Here is a 15198-nt window from a genome sequence, read left to right on the forward strand (position 1 = left end):
ACCAGCACACGCCCTGCCCGCACGCCACCGCGGGCTCCAGCGGCTACTGCAGTGGGGGTTCGACCCCGATCACCTCAGCTCGGTGGGCGGGTGCTGCCGGTCGGCTTGCCCTCGCCCGGAGTGGGCGGGGTGTCGGGCGTGTTCGGCGGGGTGCCCGGCTTCGGGCCGCAGCGGATGTCGTCGGCGGCGTTGTAGTTCGTGGTGAACGACTCCGTCTTCACCCGGGCGCCGTTCTTGGCGAAGTACCGGTAGATCTTGATGTCGAACCCGCCGGTCGGCGCCTGCGCGCGGCAGCCGGCCTCCTGGCTGTAGACCAGGCCCGGCGAGCGGAAGTTGTACTTCTCCGACTGCCCGGCGGTGATGTCCCAGACCTTGGTGCCCCAGATCGTCACCGTCAGGCTGCCCTGCTTGCCGGGCGTCGAGGCGGAGAAGATGGTCTGCACGAAGACGCCGTTGCCGGAGTCGTTCTGGAACTTCAGGTCCACCGACGGCCAGGCCACGGTCGCCTCGCGGCCGACCGGGTAGCGGTTGATGTAGACGCTGTGCGCCTTGTGCTCGACGTCCTTCAGCCCGGCGAAGAAGGCCGCGTTGAAGGTCGTGGTCGCCGACTGCGAGACACCGCCGCCGAGGTCGAGCACGAACTTGCCGCCGTTGATGATGTTGCCCTCGGTGAAGCCGTTCTCCTTGGTCCGCTCGCCGACGATCTTGTTCAGGCTGAACGTCTCGTTCGGCTTCAGCAGCGTTCCGTTGATCTTGCGGGCGGCGGTGCCGATGTTCACGTTGCGGTACTCGGCGTGCGGGAAGCGGGTGGTGAACGTCCCCATCTTCTCCTTGATGTTCAGCGCGCCCGCGGCCTCGGTGGTCAGCTCGGCCTTCGACTTGGCCAGCCCGACCGACACCTTGCGTTCCCCCTCGGCCTTCGGCAGCACCGACAGGATCGCCGGGATCACCTTGTCCCGGGCGACCACCTCGCCGTCGACGGCGGGCACCACCTGCGGGCGGCCGCCGACGATCTGGATGGTGGCGTCCTTGGGCAGCGTCTCCAGGCCCTTGAACCGCTTCTTGAACAGCGGCTCCAGCTTCTTCGCGTCCAGGCTCGGGGTGAACTTGCCGTCCTTGGCGACCAGCTTCAGCGCCGGCGCCAGCTCCTGCGGGGTCAGGTTGACGCCCTTGTCGCCGACGGTCAGCCGGACCGGGCCGGACATCGCCGGCTCGGCGTACTCGGTCATCGCCTTGCTGATCGCGTCGGTACCGGCCTGCGGCTTGGTGACGCCGACCGGCAGGTCCTTGGGGTTGCCGTCGGAGGGGAACCCGGACACCACGGTCTCGGCGGCCTTGGCGTTGTCGAGCTGCAGCCCGTCGGCCGGGGCGTGCTGGACGGCCTTGGCGTCCGGGAACGTGATGGTGCCCTCGGTGGCCGGCCGGTTGACCTGCTGCGCGAGCTTCTCGACGGCGGCCTTCAGCTTGCCCTCGTCCTGCGCGACGACAGGAGCGACCTCGTCACCGCCGGTGAGCGCCTGCCACATCCGGGCCGGGTTCAGGCTGCGGCCCGCCCCGGCGTCGGCGACGGTCGCGTCCACGTCGAGGCTGAGCCCGGCGTCGGCCGGCTTCACCTGGTACGTCGACTCGCCGGCCTTCAGCTTGATCGGCAGCGCGAGCCGGTCCTTCAGACCCGCCTGCAGCTTGGCCTTCGCGTCGTCCTCGGACAGTCCGCCGAGGTCGATGCCCAGCACTGTCGTGTCCCCCGGTACCTTGTCGCCGGTCAGCGCGAACGCCACGCCGTACCCGACGACGAGCACTCCGAACCCCGCCGCGGCGATGATGACCGCGAGCTTGTTTCTCCCCACCGGACAGAGTCCTCCTGCTCGACACCAGATGACAGACGGCACATCCTACGCGACCGGGCCCACCGCTCCGGCCGTCGATCTGCCGTCAGCGGCCGGTGAGGTCCCGGTACTGCCCCGCGTAGTAGATCAGGGCGCTGGGGTCATCCACGGCCCCCAGGCTGAGCACCTCACCCACCACGATCGTGTGGTCACCGCCCTCGTACGTCGCCCAGGTCCGGCACTCGATCCAGGCCGGCGCCCCCGCGATCAACGGGCACCCGGTCTTCGGCCCCGGCACTGTCGGCACCCCGTCGAACTGGCTGTACAGATCCCGCCCCGACCGAGCGAAACGCTCCGCGACCGCGTCGTCACCAGCAGCCAGCACCGACACCGCCCAGTCCCCACTGGACAGCACGGCGTCGTGCATCCGCACACCCTTGTCCACACACACCAGCACCAACGCAGGCTCCAGCGACACCGACGTGAACGCACTCGCCGTCATCGCATGCGCGACCCCACCCTGCAACGTGCTCATGATCGTGATCCCCGACGCGAACCGGCTCATCGCCGTACGGAAGTCCGCAGGCGCGATGCTGCCACTGGAGTCCGAGGTCACTCCAGCAGCCTAAGTCCCGATGATCCCTGACGTCGCAGCGTGGTGTGTGGGCCCGGTCACTCAGCCAGGTGCTCGGTGACTTCCTCGGGTACGGCGACACCGTGCGCCGTGTACAGCTTCCGCGCGGCCAGCAGCTCCGTCCGCGCCTCCGAACCACGGGCCAGTGCGCGGTACGCCCGGGCCAGGCCGACCCGGATCGCCGCCTCGCCGTCCCACAGCTCGTTGGCGACCGCCATCTGCAGGGCATCGGCGAACCTGGTGAGTGCTTCGTCGTACCGGCCGAGCTCGACCGCGATCTCGCCGAGGTGTTGCTGCGCTTCACACGCACCGTTCGTCCGCCCGGCCTCCAGATACAGGTCCAGGCCTCGTTCCAACGCGACAGCGGCGTCCGCCAGCTGCCCGGACTGCTGGTAGGACGTGCCGACGACGTAGTAGCGCATCGCGGCGTGAGAGGGCATCAGGTTCGGACGCTGCATGAGCAGGTCGACCGCCGGCCGGAACGCGGCGCGTTGCGCGTCCACATCACCGGCGCGCCCGGCGATCATGCCGAGCACCAGGTGAGCCCAGGACTCAGCCACGACGTCGCCGTCCTCGCGGGTCATCCGGAGTGCCTGCTCAGCGACCGTGTACGCCCGGTCGAGCCGCTCACCGGCCTGCTCGTAGGCGTGCGCCAAGTTGGTCAGGACCCTGATCTGGAACGTCCGCGCCTCCAGCCGCCGGCCGAGCTCGAGCGCCTGTTCCAGGTGCGCGGCACCGGTGGCGAAGTCACCCAGCTCGTCGTAGACCAGCCCGAGGTCGAACCGCAACTGCGCCGTCAGCACCGGCTCGTCGTGCTCGTCGACCAGATCGAGTCCGAGCAGCAGCAGGTCACGCCACTCCGCCCAGCGCTTGCGGTGCATGGCGTACACGGCAGCGCCGATCGAGAGCCGGACGACCAGCCGCCGCTCGTCCGCGCTGCCGAGCGCTGCGGCCCGGGCGGCCGGCAGCATCGAGTCCCGGTCGAAGTCGATGGCGTCCGCGGTCCCAGGGACGTCGAGGTCGGCCGCGGGCAGGGACCAGCTCGGGTCGTTCCAGTCCTGCCCGAGGGACCGGCGGGTGGGTGCCAGGTCGTCGAGCCGCCAGACCAGCGCCACGAAGCACTCGACGATGTTGTCGCGGACTCTGGCCGAGTCGCCGGCACCGGCGAGATCGCGGCCGACCGCACGCACCAGGTCGTGCAGGCGATACCGCTGCAGCGCGGGCGTCTCCAGCAGGTTGGCGTCGACCAGATGCTCCAGCGCCGTCTCGGCGTCGTCCGCCGGAACCTCGAGAGCCGCGGCCGCGAGCCGGAGCGAGAAGTCCTCGCCGTCGATCAGGGAGATCAGCGGGAGCGCGTCCGCGGTCTGCCGGTCGACCGGCTGGTCGCCTTGCCGGAGCGCTGCGACCGACAGTCCGATCGTCGCGCGGACGCCGGTGTCGGCGTCGTCCAGGACGTCGAGCTTCGCCCGCTCGTCGCCGAGCGCCGCCGTCATCGCCTCGACCGACTGCCGCCCGGCCGCGAGCCGGCTGCCTACGATGCGCAGTGCCAGCGGCAGGCCACCGCACAGCTGAACCAACTCCCGCACGGCCTCGGCATCGGAGTCGTCCCGGCCGCGGGACCGCTCCAGCAGCTCGAGTGCCTCGGTCTCGTTGAGCAGATCCAGGTGGAACTGCCGGGCTCCGGCCAGCGTGAGCAGCCGGGTCCGGCTGGTGACCAGTACGACGGACTCGCCGACACCGGGCAGCAGCGGCTCGACCTGCTCGGCGGACCGCACGTCGTCGAGAACGACGAGGAGCTTCCGGTCAGCGACCAGCGATCTGAATCTCGCGGACGCGGTGCTCACGTCCGTCGGAATCCGGTCCGCGGGCGTCCCCAGCCTGCGGAGCAGGCGCGCCAGGGCGTCCAGCGAGGTGACCGGTTCGCCACCGCCGTGGGCCCGCAGATTCAGGTAGAGCAGGCCGTCCGGAAACGACGCCACCGACCGGTGCGCGGCTCGGACCGCCAGGGCTGTCTTGCCCACACCGCCCATGCCCGAAACGGCCGCCACCACGGTGCCGAGCTGTCGCCCGGCTCCCGACAGGACGTCCGTCAGCTGCCGCAGGGTGTCCTCCCGCCCGACGAAGTCGTCGACGTCGGCGGGCAGGCTCTCGGGGACGGCAGCTCCCGAAGGGCGTGCGGCCGCCTCCCGAAGGGCGTCCCGTTCGGGGGTCGACAGTCCGAGCGCGTCCGCGAGCGCCTGGAGCGTCGTGGGACGTGGGTACCGGCGGCGGCCGGTCTCCAGGGTGGCGATCGCGCCGACGCTGAGGTCCGAGCGTTCGGCGAGCTGCTCCTGGGTCAGACCGGCCGTCGTACGGAACTGTCTGAGCAGGTCAGCAAGGGCGGCCATGCCGCCCGATCGTAGTCAGGCGGCACGACCGGCAATGCTCAGAGCCCAGCGAACAGGTCGTCCTCGACGCCGTTCGGGCCCGGCGCTGCGGTGCCCTTGACCAGGCGGTAGGCCTCGTCGCCCCAGATCTCGCTGCCGTTGTTGTTGGACAGGGCGAAGAACGGGCCGTCGACGGTGATCTGGGTGGCGTGCGCCTTCATCGCGTTCATCTTGCGGTCCCAGTACCCGTCGGCGGAGACGATGCAGTCGATCAGGCGGTCGGGGGTGATCATCGGGGGCATCGGGCCCTCGGGGTCGAGGCCGTCGAAGGTGGTGGTGTCGCCGGCCTCGCGGAGCTTGCGGAGGCTGTCGCGCATCGGGCCCTCGGCCATCGCGGTCCAGTAGATCTTGGCGATGTCCCAGGCCGGGCCGAGGTCCTCGCGGTACGAGCGGGCGGCGGCCAGGGCCGCGGCGTACGTCGCGACGCGGTGCGCCTTGATGTGGTCGGGGTGGCCGTAGTTGCCCCACTCGTCGTAGGTGACCAGGACCTGCGGGCGGACCTCGCGGATCACCTGGACCAGGTCGTTCGCGGCCGTCACCAGGTCGGCCTGCCAGAAGCTGTCGGGGCGGGTGTCCGGCGGTACGGCGGCGTTGCCGCTCTCGTCGTAGATCATCCCGGTGTCGCGGTACTTGCCGGGGCCGCCGAGGAAGCGGTGGTCGGTGACGCCGAGCTCGTCCATCGCGGCGGCCAGCTCACCGATCCGGTGCGGGCCGAGCGCGTCGCTCCGGTCGGCGGCGAGGTGCTCGAGCTCCGGGACCAGCACCTCCCCCTCCTCGCCGAGGGTGCAGGTGATCAGCGTGACGTGGGCGCCTTCGGCGACGTACTTCGCCATCGTGGCGCCGTTGTTGATGGTCTCGTCGTCGGGGTGGGCGTGCACCAGCAGCAGCCGGCGGTCAGCGAGGGCGGTCATGGCGATCAGCCTACGTCGCGGTTCGGACAGAAACCGTACGCCGCAGGCCGACCGCCACGGGCCGCTACCACCAGGTCACGGCCCGTACGAGCTCAGCCGAACCGGCGGACCAGCAGGCACCCGGCCTGGAACCGCGACCGCGCGCCCAGCCCGGCGATCAGCGCGCTGATCTCCGACCGGACGGTGCGCAGCGACAGCCCGAGCTGCCGGGCGATCGCCGCGTCCTTGGCGCCGGTGGCCATCAGGCGGCCGATCAGCACCTGGCGGGTGGTCAGGTCCTTCGCCGCGGCCGGTGTGGGCCGCCGCGAACCGAGCTCGTACACCTCACAGACGACCTCCGGCGCGAAATCCTCCATTCGCACCACAGGGACAGCCTGGTAAACGGACATCCTCAACTCCTCCCCAGATTGGTCCAGCGCAGCCCATTCTTCTGAGCGCCCGGGGAGGTCACCAGGTACAACCCATACAGTTCACCCATACAAAGTCGCTGTTCGTGAGGGGAGGCGGGCGTGGAGTCGCAGTTCGCCGCGCTGCTCCGCCGGCACCGGACCGCGGCCGGCCTCACCCAGGACGAGCTGTCGGTGGCCTCCGGGATCAGCGTCCAGGCCATCAGCACGCTGGAGCGCGGCACCCGCAAGTACCCCCAGCCGGCCACCGTCAAGGCGCTGGCAGCCGCTCTGCGGCTCCACAAGGACCAGCAGGCCGCACTGGTCGCTGCGGCCTCCCGCCGCGGCAAGACGGACCGCGTCCCGCTGGACGAGCCCGCTCTCCCGGTCGTCTCGCCGCGGCAGCTCCCGTTCGCCAGCGGCGACTTCACCGGCCGGGTGCAGGAGCTGGCCGAGCTGAGCCGGTACCTGATCGACAGCCCCGGTGTGAGCGTGACGGCGATCACCGGCATGGGCGGCATCGGCAAGACCACTTTGGCCATCCACGTCGCACACGAAGTGGCCGCACACTTCCCCGACGGCCAGCTGTACCTGGACCTGCGCGGCTTCGGGCTGGGCCCGCCGCTGGAGCCGCTGGAGGCTCTGACCTACCTGCTGGAAGACCTGGGCGAGACGCCGGCCGCCGACCTGCCCACCGCGGCAGCCCGCTTCCGGACTGTCCTGTCCAGCCGCCGCCTGGTGCTGCTGCTCGACAACGCGGCCGACCACGAGCAGGTGCGGCAACTGCTGCCAGGAGCCGGTGGCTGTGCCGCGGTGGTGACCAGCCGTCGCAGCATGGCGGGTCTGGGCGGTCGCCAGTACCAGCTGGGCGAGCCGCCGCTGCACGAGTCGATCGAGATGCTGCGGCGGATCTCCGGCCGGTTGGACGCGCCGGAGGACGAGTGCGCCGAGGTGGTTCGCCAGTGCGGCGGGCTGCCGCTGGCCATCCGGATGGCCGGCGCCCGGCTGGCCTCCAGGCCGTCCTGGCCGGTAGCGCACCTGGCTGACCGGCTCGCTGACGGCCGGCGCCGGCTGGACGAGCTCCAGCTCGACGACTCCGGCGTACGGGCGACGCTGGTGCTGTCGATCGAGCAGCTGGCGGGCAGCGAGGACCCGATCGACGTCCAGGCGGTGTCGATGTTCGCGCTGCTCGGTCTGGCCGAGTGCACGGACCTGACGGCGGCGCTGGCCGCCTCCTTCTCGGACAGCCCCGAGCCGGAGGCCGAGATCGTGCTGGAGCGGCTGGTGGACGTCCATCTGCTCACCACGCCGTCGCCGGGGGTCTACCGCCTGCACGACCTCGTACGGGTCGCCGCCCGCGAGTTCGCCGAGCAGACGCTCACCCGCGAGGACCGCCTGGCGGTGACGACGCGCTGGATCAAGCGGATCTCGGCGGTGGTCTGGCGAGCCAGCGAGTACTCCGGCCACGGCGTCACCCGCGAGGGCTGGCTGGACGAGGAGTGGCTGAAGGGCGCCGACGACCTGCCGACACAAGAGGACGTGCTCGGCTGGCTGGACGCCCAGCGCTCCGGGCTGGTCACCACCATCCAGCACGCGGTGACAGAGCAGCCGGAGCTCGCCGTACAGGTGGCGGTCGGGCTCAACGCGTACTACGCCCTCCGGCGCGCCTGGCTCGACTGGCTGCAGGTCAACGAGGCTGTGCTCCGCCTGGTCAACGGCGGCTCCGACCGCATCGCCGAGGGCCTGGTGCTGCACGACCTGGGAGCTGCCCACGCCGAGCTCGACCAGTACCAGCAGGCCGTGATGCCGCTGCGCCGGGCGATCGAGGCCGCCGACGCCTCCGGCGACGGCAACCTGCAGGCCCTGTGCCTGAGCAGCCTCAGCCACGTCCTCGAACGCACCGGCCGGACCGCCGACGGCATCCCGTACGCCGAACGCGCGCGCGAGATCGGCCTCCGGCTCGGCATCCCGCCCCGCGCCGCCTGGGCCTGCCTGGCGCTCGGCATGCTCTACCTGAAGACCGGCGCCACCGAGACCGCCCAGCGGCACTTCACCGAGGCGCTCGGTCTCCTGGTCGAGCCCGGCCAGGAGCGCTACCGGGGCATGATCGCCCAGAACATCGGCGTCTCCTACCGCGAGGCCGGCCACTACGACCTGGCCGCCGAGAGCCTCCAGCAGAGCCTGGTGCTCTACCGCCGCGCGGGCGCCGCCGTACAGCAGGCAGAGGTCCTCAACGAGCTCGGCAAGCTCTGCCTGGCCCAGGACCGCCTCGACGAAGCCGTCGCCCACCAGAGCGAGGGCCTGGCCATCGCCGGCCAGTACGGCGACTGGCTCTGCGAGGCCGACATCCGCAAGTCCCTCGGCGAGGTCCGCCACCGCCAAGGCCGCCTCCCCGAGGCCCGCCGCGAGTGGCGAATCGCCCTGTCCATCCGCGAACAGCACAACGCCCACGGCACCGCCGAACTCCGCGACCTGCTGGCCCTCGACTAGAGCTCCGCCAACAGCCGCCGAGCCTCGTCGGCTGCAGCCATTCCCCGGGACTCGTAGATCTCCAGCGCCCGCTCCAGGTGCTTCCGCGCCTCCCCCGGTCGACCGGAGGCCGCCAGCACCCGGCCGAGCTGCAGCCGGACGCTCGCTTCGCGGTCCCACAGATCCTGGCTCACAGCTCCCTCCAGCGCTTCGTGCAGCGCGTCCAGCGCGCCCTCGAGGTCGCCGGACAGGTAATGCAGCCGGCCGAGATCCTCACGGGCTTCCGGCAGGAAGGCCACGGCGTTGTCGGCCAGGTGGATTCGCAGGCTCTCCTCGGCCGCGGCGGTCGCGGCCGCGAAGTCCCCGGACTCCCGGTACGACAGGCTGATCTGTTGGTGCACCATCGCCAGCCCTCGTGGGTGGCCGTCCGCGCGCATCGCCGCCACCGCCTGGGCGAAAGACGTCTGGCGCTCAGGCGACCCGGCTTGGCCCTGCAGCATGCCGACGACCAGTGCCGCCGTCGCCTCGACCTCCGGCTCACCGATCTCGACGGCGACGGCCAGCGCACGCCGTCCGTGGACCAGACCTTCCTCGGCCCGGCCGAGTCGCTCCAGCACGTGGGCCAGGTTTGCCAGGTTGGTGGCCACGTACGCCGGATCCGCATCGGCCGGAAGCTCTCGCGCCGCCCGCAGCAGCGACTGCGCCGCCGGCTCGAACGCGTCCAGCTCGGCCAGGGCGAGACCGTGGTCGGCAAGCAGGATCGCCTGCGGCAAGGCGTCAGTGGCGACCTCGGCGGCCATCCCCGCCACGTCTCGCCACTCGGCCCAGCGTTTCCTGTCGACGCCCAGGTTCGGCATGCCGAGGCCGAGCCGGACGACCAGTTCTCGCTCGTCCGCGCCACCACGGACCGCCTGGCGCACGGTCGTCACCAGGTTGCTGCGTTCGTCGTCCAGCAGGTCGAGCAGGACCTCTTCGTCGACCAGGTCCGCAGCACCAGCCCACCAGGTCTCGTCAGCGACACTGTCCCTGGCTCCGGGTGGCGCGTAGGACACCTGCCTTAGCTGCCACAGCAACGCGACGTACGTCTCCAGCGCAGTACGCCGAACAGCTGCACGCACGCCCTCCGGGACCGCTGGCGCGAAGTACCCGGAGACCAGGTCGTGCAGGCGGTAGCGCGCGGGCGCGAGGGACTCCAGCAGGTTCACGTCGACAAGCCGCTCCAGCAACTGCTCCGCGCGCTCCTGCTCGGCACCCGCGATCCCGGCGACCACCCGGGCCGAAAGGTCGTACCCGTCGAGCACGGACAGCCTCGGCAGCAGTGCGACGGCATCGACGTCGACTGCGTCGTCTGAAATCGCCAACTGCTGGACGGAGACCTCGATGCTCGTCCGCACAGCGCGACCCTGGTCGTCCAGCGTCGAGACCAGATCAGCGGTGGCGGCCAGCCGATCGGCGAGCGCAGCCACGGCTCCGGCAGGCTGACCGGCCAGGCGGCTGCCCGAGATCCGCACCGCCAGCGGGAGATACGCGCACGCTCGCACGACCCGTTCCGACGCGGTCCGCTCGGCATGGACTGCCGGACCGCCCACCTCGGCCAGCAGGTCCACGGCCTCCTGCTCCGACAGCGCGCCGAGCTGGAGCTGCCGAGCGCCGGGTAGTTCGGTGAGCAACCGCCTGCTGGTGACCAGCACCGCGCTCCCGCCCGTCCCCGGCAGCAACGGAAGGACCTGCGACCCGTCGGCAGCGTTGTCGAGAACGATGAGCATCCTTCGGCCCGCCACCGCGGTGCGGTACCGCGCGATCGCCACGTCCAGGTCGCCCGGAAGGTCGGCCGGTGGCGTTCCCAGCCGGCGCAGCAGGATCGCGAGCGCCGATGAGGGGTCGACGGGACCGGACCGGCTGAAACCGCCGAGGTCGATCAGAAGCTGCCCGTCAGGGAACCGCGCGGTGACTTCTCCGGCCACTTTCAGCGCCAGCGTGGTCTTGCCGATGCCGCCCATCCCGGTGATCGCCACGACCGGGACGGCGGGAGCGACGGCGCCCGTCGTCAGGTCCGCCGAGAGCTGCGCCACCTCCCGGACCCGCCCGGTGAAGTCCGCCGGCGCCGCCGGCAGAGTCGTGGCCGACGGCCTTGTCGATGCCTGGAGCAACTGATCGCGCTCGTCCGCGGTACAGCTGAGCGCGTTGGCCAGTGCACCGACCGTCGACGGCCGCGGGAAGCGCCTGCGACCGCTTTCCAGCAGCTGCACGGCCTGCGCGCTGATCCCCGCGTCGTGCGCCAGCCGTTCCTGCGTGAGCCCGCGGTCGTGGCGCAGCCTCCGGAGCGTGGCGCCGAACGTCTCGTTCACTCCTCGTCCCGTCTGCCGGTGGCTGGGCGAACAGAGTACCGAGACGTGCCGAGGGCGGTACCGGAGATCCGGTACCGCCCTCGGGTTCAGCTAGTTCGTGCTACCTGCTCGAGATCAGCCGACCTTCTTCAGGGCGATCTTGGTCAGGTCCGGCAGACCACCGATGTCGGAGTTGGCGGTCGCGCCGGTGATGTTGCCACCGAAGACGTAGACGTTGTTGTCCGCCGAGATCGGAACCAGCGGGAACGTCTTCATCGACTCGTCGAAGACGTCGGCCCAAGCGGTCGTCGCCTCCTTCGGGTCGGCGATCTTCGGGATCTCGTTCATCCGGTCCCAGCCGACCTGCGCGCGAGCGTAGTTGTTCTGCGCGGCCTTGCCCGGCGCCGTGTTGTCCGGACCGAGGACCGGCGGAACGATCGTGGACAGCGACGGCCAGTCGTAGCACCAGCCGGCGGTGATCAGGTCGGTCGCCGACGCGTCGTTCTGCTGCGTCGAGTAGTAGTTGTCACCCGGGATCTTCTTGATGTCGACGTTGACACCGATCTTCTTCCAGGCGGCCTGTGCGGCCTCCGCGGCCTTGATCGAGATGTCGGTCGCGTCGGACGCGCCGAGCTGAAGCTTCTCGCCCTTGTAGCCGGCCTCGGCCAGCGCGGCCTTCGCCTTCTCGATGTCACCGGTCAGCGGCACCTCGAACGCGGTGTTCTTGCGGTAGCCGTCCATGCTGTCCGGCACGATCGAGTCGACCGCGACGTTCAGCTTGTCGCCACCACGGGCGGTGAGGTACGCGGTCTTGTCGAACGCGTAGGTCAGCGCCTCGCGCATCTTCTGGTTCTTCAGCAGCGGCTTCTGCTGGTTGAACGCGATGTAGCGACGGCAGACGTCGGTGCCCTCGACGACCCGGTCCTTGACGTTGGCCTGGGTCAGCTTGGACAGGTTCTGCGGCTGGACGCCGGAGAAGCTGATCGAGTTGGCGTCCGCACCGGTGCCCGCGATCAGGCGCTGGTCGACGATCGCCTCGTCGTCACCGAACTTGAACTCGAAACCGTCCGGCATCGCGGTACGGATCGGGTCGGTGGCCTGGTCCCAGTTGGTGTTGCGCTCGAGCACCAGGGTCTTGTTCCGGGTGTAGGTCTTGATCTTGTACGGGCCGGAGGAGAAGACCCGGTTGTCGTACTGGGTCTTGGTGTCCTTGGCCTGCGGCGTCGGCGCGAAGATCTTCATCGTCGCGGTCATGTCGAACTCCGACACGGCCTGGTTCAGCTTGAAGATGATCGTCTTGTCGTCCGGCGTCTCGATCGCGGTGCAGCCCTTGCCACCGTTGTTGCCGGCCGGCGAGTACGGACCCGCGTAGCCCTTGCAGTCCAGGTAGTTCTTGCCGTACGGCGCACCTTCGGACAGGTCGGCGGAGAACGACCGCTCGACGTTGTACTTGATGTCCTTGGTGGTGATCGGCGAGCCGTCCTCGTACTTCAGCCCGTCCTTCAGCGTGAAGGTCCAGGTCTTGAAGTCGGCCGACTTCTCCCACTTCTCGGCGGTGTCACCGACCAGCTCGGTCTTCTTCGTCGCCGGGTCCCACTTGAACGCGGTCAGCGTGCGGTAGAGGAGCTGGCCGGACATGCCGGTGTCCGTGACGAACGCGCGGGCCGGGTCGAGGTGCTCGAAGTCCGAAGCGTGGTAAACCGTGACGATTCCACCCTTCACCCCCGCATTCGAGTCCCCACCACTCTTGTCGCCGGTGCCGCTGTCATTGTCCCCGCCGCATGCCGCCAGCGTGAGGGTCAGGGCCAGACCCGTGGCAACCACGGCTCCGGCGCGCTTGGCGTGTCTCATGCCATCCTTCTTTCTGTTTCCTCCATCGGGACGCCGGGTCACGGCTGCCCTGGTGACTGGAATGCCGGTCATCTACTCATGACCTCGACATCACTTCAACGGTTCTCGTTCGCCGTCACCGGATCGTGACGACTTCCACGCACACGCGAGACCGTTTGTTACCGTCTGTGTCCGTCAGACGACGTCGCGTTCCTCCGGGAAATGACAGGCGGCCGCATGGCCGGGGGCTCCGATCTGGACCAGCGGCGGCTCCTGCTCGGCGCAGACGTCCTGCGCCTTCCAGCAGCGAGTACGGAACCGGCAGCCGGACGGCGGGTTCAGGGGGCTCGGCACGTCACCGGTCAGCCGGATCCGCTCGCGGCGCTTGACCGCGTCCGGGTCGGGCTCGGGAACGGCCGACAGCAGGGCGTGCGTGTACGGGTGCCGGGAGTGGTTGTACAGCTCGTCCCGGGTCGCGATCTCGACGATCTTGCCCAGGTACATCACCGCCACCCGGTCGGAGATGTGCCGTACGACGGACAGGTCGTGCGCGACGAACAGGTAGGTCAGGTCGAACTCGTCCTGCAGGTCGTCCAGCAGGTTCACCACCTGCGCCTGGATCGACACGTCGAGCGCGGAGACCGGCTCGTCGCAGACGATCAGCCGCGGCCGCAGCGCGAGCGCACGGGCGATCCCGATCCGCTGCCGCTGCCCGCCGGAGAACTCGTGCGGGTAGCGGTTGTAGTGCTCGGGGTTCAGGCCCACCCGGGCCATCAGGTCCTGGACGGCCTTCTTGGTGCCGCCCTCGGACTTGATGCCCTGGATGTCGAACGGCGCGGCGATGATGGTGCCGACCGTCTGACGCGGGTTCAGCGACGAGAACGGGTCCTGGAAGATGATCTGCACGTCCCGCCGGAACGGCCGCATCTTGGCCCGGTTCAGGTGCGTGATGTCGGTGCCCTGGAAGGTGATCGTGCCGCCGGTCGGCTCGTCCAGCCGGGTGACCAGCCGCCCGGTGGTCGACTTGCCGCAGCCGGACTCGCCAACCAGGCCGAGGGTCTCGCCGGCGATCAGCTGGAAGTCGATCCCGTCGACCGCCTTGACCGCGCCGGTCTGGCGCTGGAACACGATGCCCTGGGTGACCGGGAAGTGCCGTTGCAGGCCCTTCACGTCCATCAGGACCTCGCCGCGCGCCCCACCGGTGCGCTCGGGCTTGGCCTTGGACCGGCGGGTCGGCTTCGGAGTGGAGGTCGTCGTCACGTTGTCCCCTTGGGTGGCCGCGCTCACAGCGCCGGCTTGATCTGCTCGGTGAACAGCCGCTGCCGTTCCGGGCTGGCGATGTGGCAGCGCGCCGCGTGCGGCCCACCGCCGATCTGCAGCAGCTCCGGTACGTCGGTGACGCAGGCGTCACCCGGCACCCGGTCGCGGAAGTCGCAGCGCGGGTGGAACGGGCAGCCGGTCGGCAGGTTGATCAGTGAGGGCGGCGAGCCCTTGATCGACTTCAGCCGGTCGCCACCGCCGGTGATTCGCGGGATCGACCCGAGCAGGCCCCAGGTGTACGGGTGCTCGGGCCGGTAGAAGATGTCCCGGACGTCGCCGGCCTCGACCACTCGGCCGCCGTACATGACGACCAGCTTCTCCGCCATCTGCGCCACGACGCCGAGGTCGTGGGTGATGATGATGATCGCGGAGTTGAACTCCTTCTGCAGGTCGTTCATCAGGTCCAGGATCTGGGCCTGCACGGTGACGTCGAGCGCGGTGGTCGGCTCGTCGGCGATCAGCAGCCGCGGGTCGCACATCAGCGCCATCGCGATCATCGCGCGCTGCCGCATACCGCCGGAGAACTGGTGCGGGTAGTCGTGGAACCGGCTGGCCGGCGACGGGATGCCGACCCGGTCCAGCATGTCGATCGCCCGCTTCTTGGCGACCGCCTTGGACACGTCGTTGTGCACCAGGTACGCCTCGACCAGCTGGTCGCCCACCCGGTAGAACGGGTGCATCGCCGACAGCGGGTCCTGGAAGATCATCGAGACCTTGCTGCCGCGCAGGCGGCGCATCTCCTCGACCCGCATCGAGACCAGCTCGTTGCCGTCCAGCCAGATCTCGCCCTCGACCTGGGCCCGACTGCCCTTGTGCAGGCCCATGATCGCCAGGCTGGTGACGCTCTTGCCGGAGCCGGACTCGCCGACGATGCCGAGCGTCTCACCGGGCTTGAGCGAGAAGCTCAGCCCGTTCACGGCGCGGACCAGGCCGTCGTCGGTGGGGAAGCGCACCTGCAGGTCGCGGACCTCGAGGAACGCCTCGGTGTCCCGCGCGCCGGCCGGCTGGGTCGGTTCGGTGGATGCGGTGGCGCTCACAGGGTCGGCTCCGTCCGGGTGCTGGTGTCGGT

General features: G+C 70.1%; 10 protein-coding genes. 1 reads left to right on the forward strand and 9 read right to left on the reverse strand.

Annotation, left to right across the window (positions count from 1 at the left end; translation table 11 throughout):
• Positions 1-74 precede the first annotated feature (74 nt).
• The 5 genes from AB0M01_RS03480 to AB0M01_RS03500 form a co-directional block, all read right to left on the reverse strand.
• Positions 75-1847 (reverse strand): VanW family protein, encoded by a 1773-nt coding sequence (locus AB0M01_RS03480; protein WP_363665268.1) that lies wholly within the window; start codon positions 1845-1847, stop codon positions 75-77.
• An 85-nt stretch (positions 1848-1932) separates the two neighbouring features.
• On the reverse strand, positions 1933-2442 hold the full coding sequence (locus tag AB0M01_RS03485; protein WP_363665269.1) for a flavin reductase family protein: 510 nt from the start codon (positions 2440-2442) through the stop codon (positions 1933-1935).
• A gap of 56 nt (positions 2443-2498) precedes the next feature.
• Positions 2499-4847 (reverse strand): NB-ARC domain-containing protein, encoded by a 2349-nt coding sequence (locus AB0M01_RS03490; RefSeq protein ID WP_363665270.1) that lies wholly within the window; start codon positions 4845-4847, stop codon positions 2499-2501.
• 38 nt (positions 4848-4885) lie between these two features.
• On the reverse strand, positions 4886-5797 hold the full coding sequence (gene mshB, locus AB0M01_RS03495) for an N-acetyl-1-D-myo-inositol-2-amino-2-deoxy-alpha-D-glucopyranoside deacetylase (protein WP_363665271.1): 912 nt from the start codon (positions 5795-5797) through the stop codon (positions 4886-4888).
• 92 nt (positions 5798-5889) lie between these two features.
• The gene (locus tag AB0M01_RS03500; RefSeq protein ID WP_363665272.1) at positions 5890-6186 is read right to left on the reverse strand and encodes a LuxR C-terminal-related transcriptional regulator; all 297 of its coding nucleotides are present in this window, start codon (positions 6184-6186) and stop codon (positions 5890-5892) included.
• 120 nt (positions 6187-6306) lie between these two features.
• On the opposite strand from AB0M01_RS03500, the gene AB0M01_RS03505 reads away from it, so the two are divergent.
• Positions 6307-8673, forward strand: a complete 2367-nt coding sequence (locus AB0M01_RS03505; RefSeq protein WP_363665273.1) for a tetratricopeptide repeat protein — start codon at positions 6307-6309, stop codon at positions 8671-8673.
• On the opposite strand, the gene AB0M01_RS03510 is transcribed toward AB0M01_RS03505, so the two are convergent.
• The 4 genes from AB0M01_RS03510 to AB0M01_RS03525 all read right to left on the reverse strand — a co-directional run bounded on the left by AB0M01_RS03510 (position 8670) and on the right by AB0M01_RS03525 (position 15166).
• The gene (locus AB0M01_RS03510) at positions 8670-11000 is read right to left on the reverse strand and encodes a tetratricopeptide repeat protein (protein WP_363665274.1); all 2331 of its coding nucleotides are present in this window, start codon (positions 10998-11000) and stop codon (positions 8670-8672) included. The genes AB0M01_RS03505 and AB0M01_RS03510 overlap by 4 nt on opposite strands.
• 114 nt (positions 11001-11114) lie before the next feature.
• Positions 11115-12830 (reverse strand): ABC transporter substrate-binding protein, encoded by a 1716-nt coding sequence (locus tag AB0M01_RS03515; protein WP_363665275.1) that lies wholly within the window; start codon positions 12828-12830, stop codon positions 11115-11117.
• Positions 12831-13004: 174 nt separating this feature from the next.
• On the reverse strand, positions 13005-13985 hold the full coding sequence (locus AB0M01_RS03520; protein WP_363666194.1) for a dipeptide ABC transporter ATP-binding protein: 981 nt from the start codon (positions 13983-13985) through the stop codon (positions 13005-13007).
• Between the two features lie 107 nt (positions 13986-14092).
• Entirely contained in the window at positions 14093-15166 is a 1074-nt protein-coding gene (locus AB0M01_RS03525) for an ABC transporter ATP-binding protein (protein ID WP_363665276.1), read from the reverse strand.
• Between the last annotated feature and the right edge of the window lie 32 nt (positions 15167-15198).

This window comes from Kribbella sp. NPDC051770 (assembly GCF_040681455.1).
GTDB lineage: Bacteria > Actinomycetota > Actinomycetes > Propionibacteriales > Kribbellaceae > Kribbella.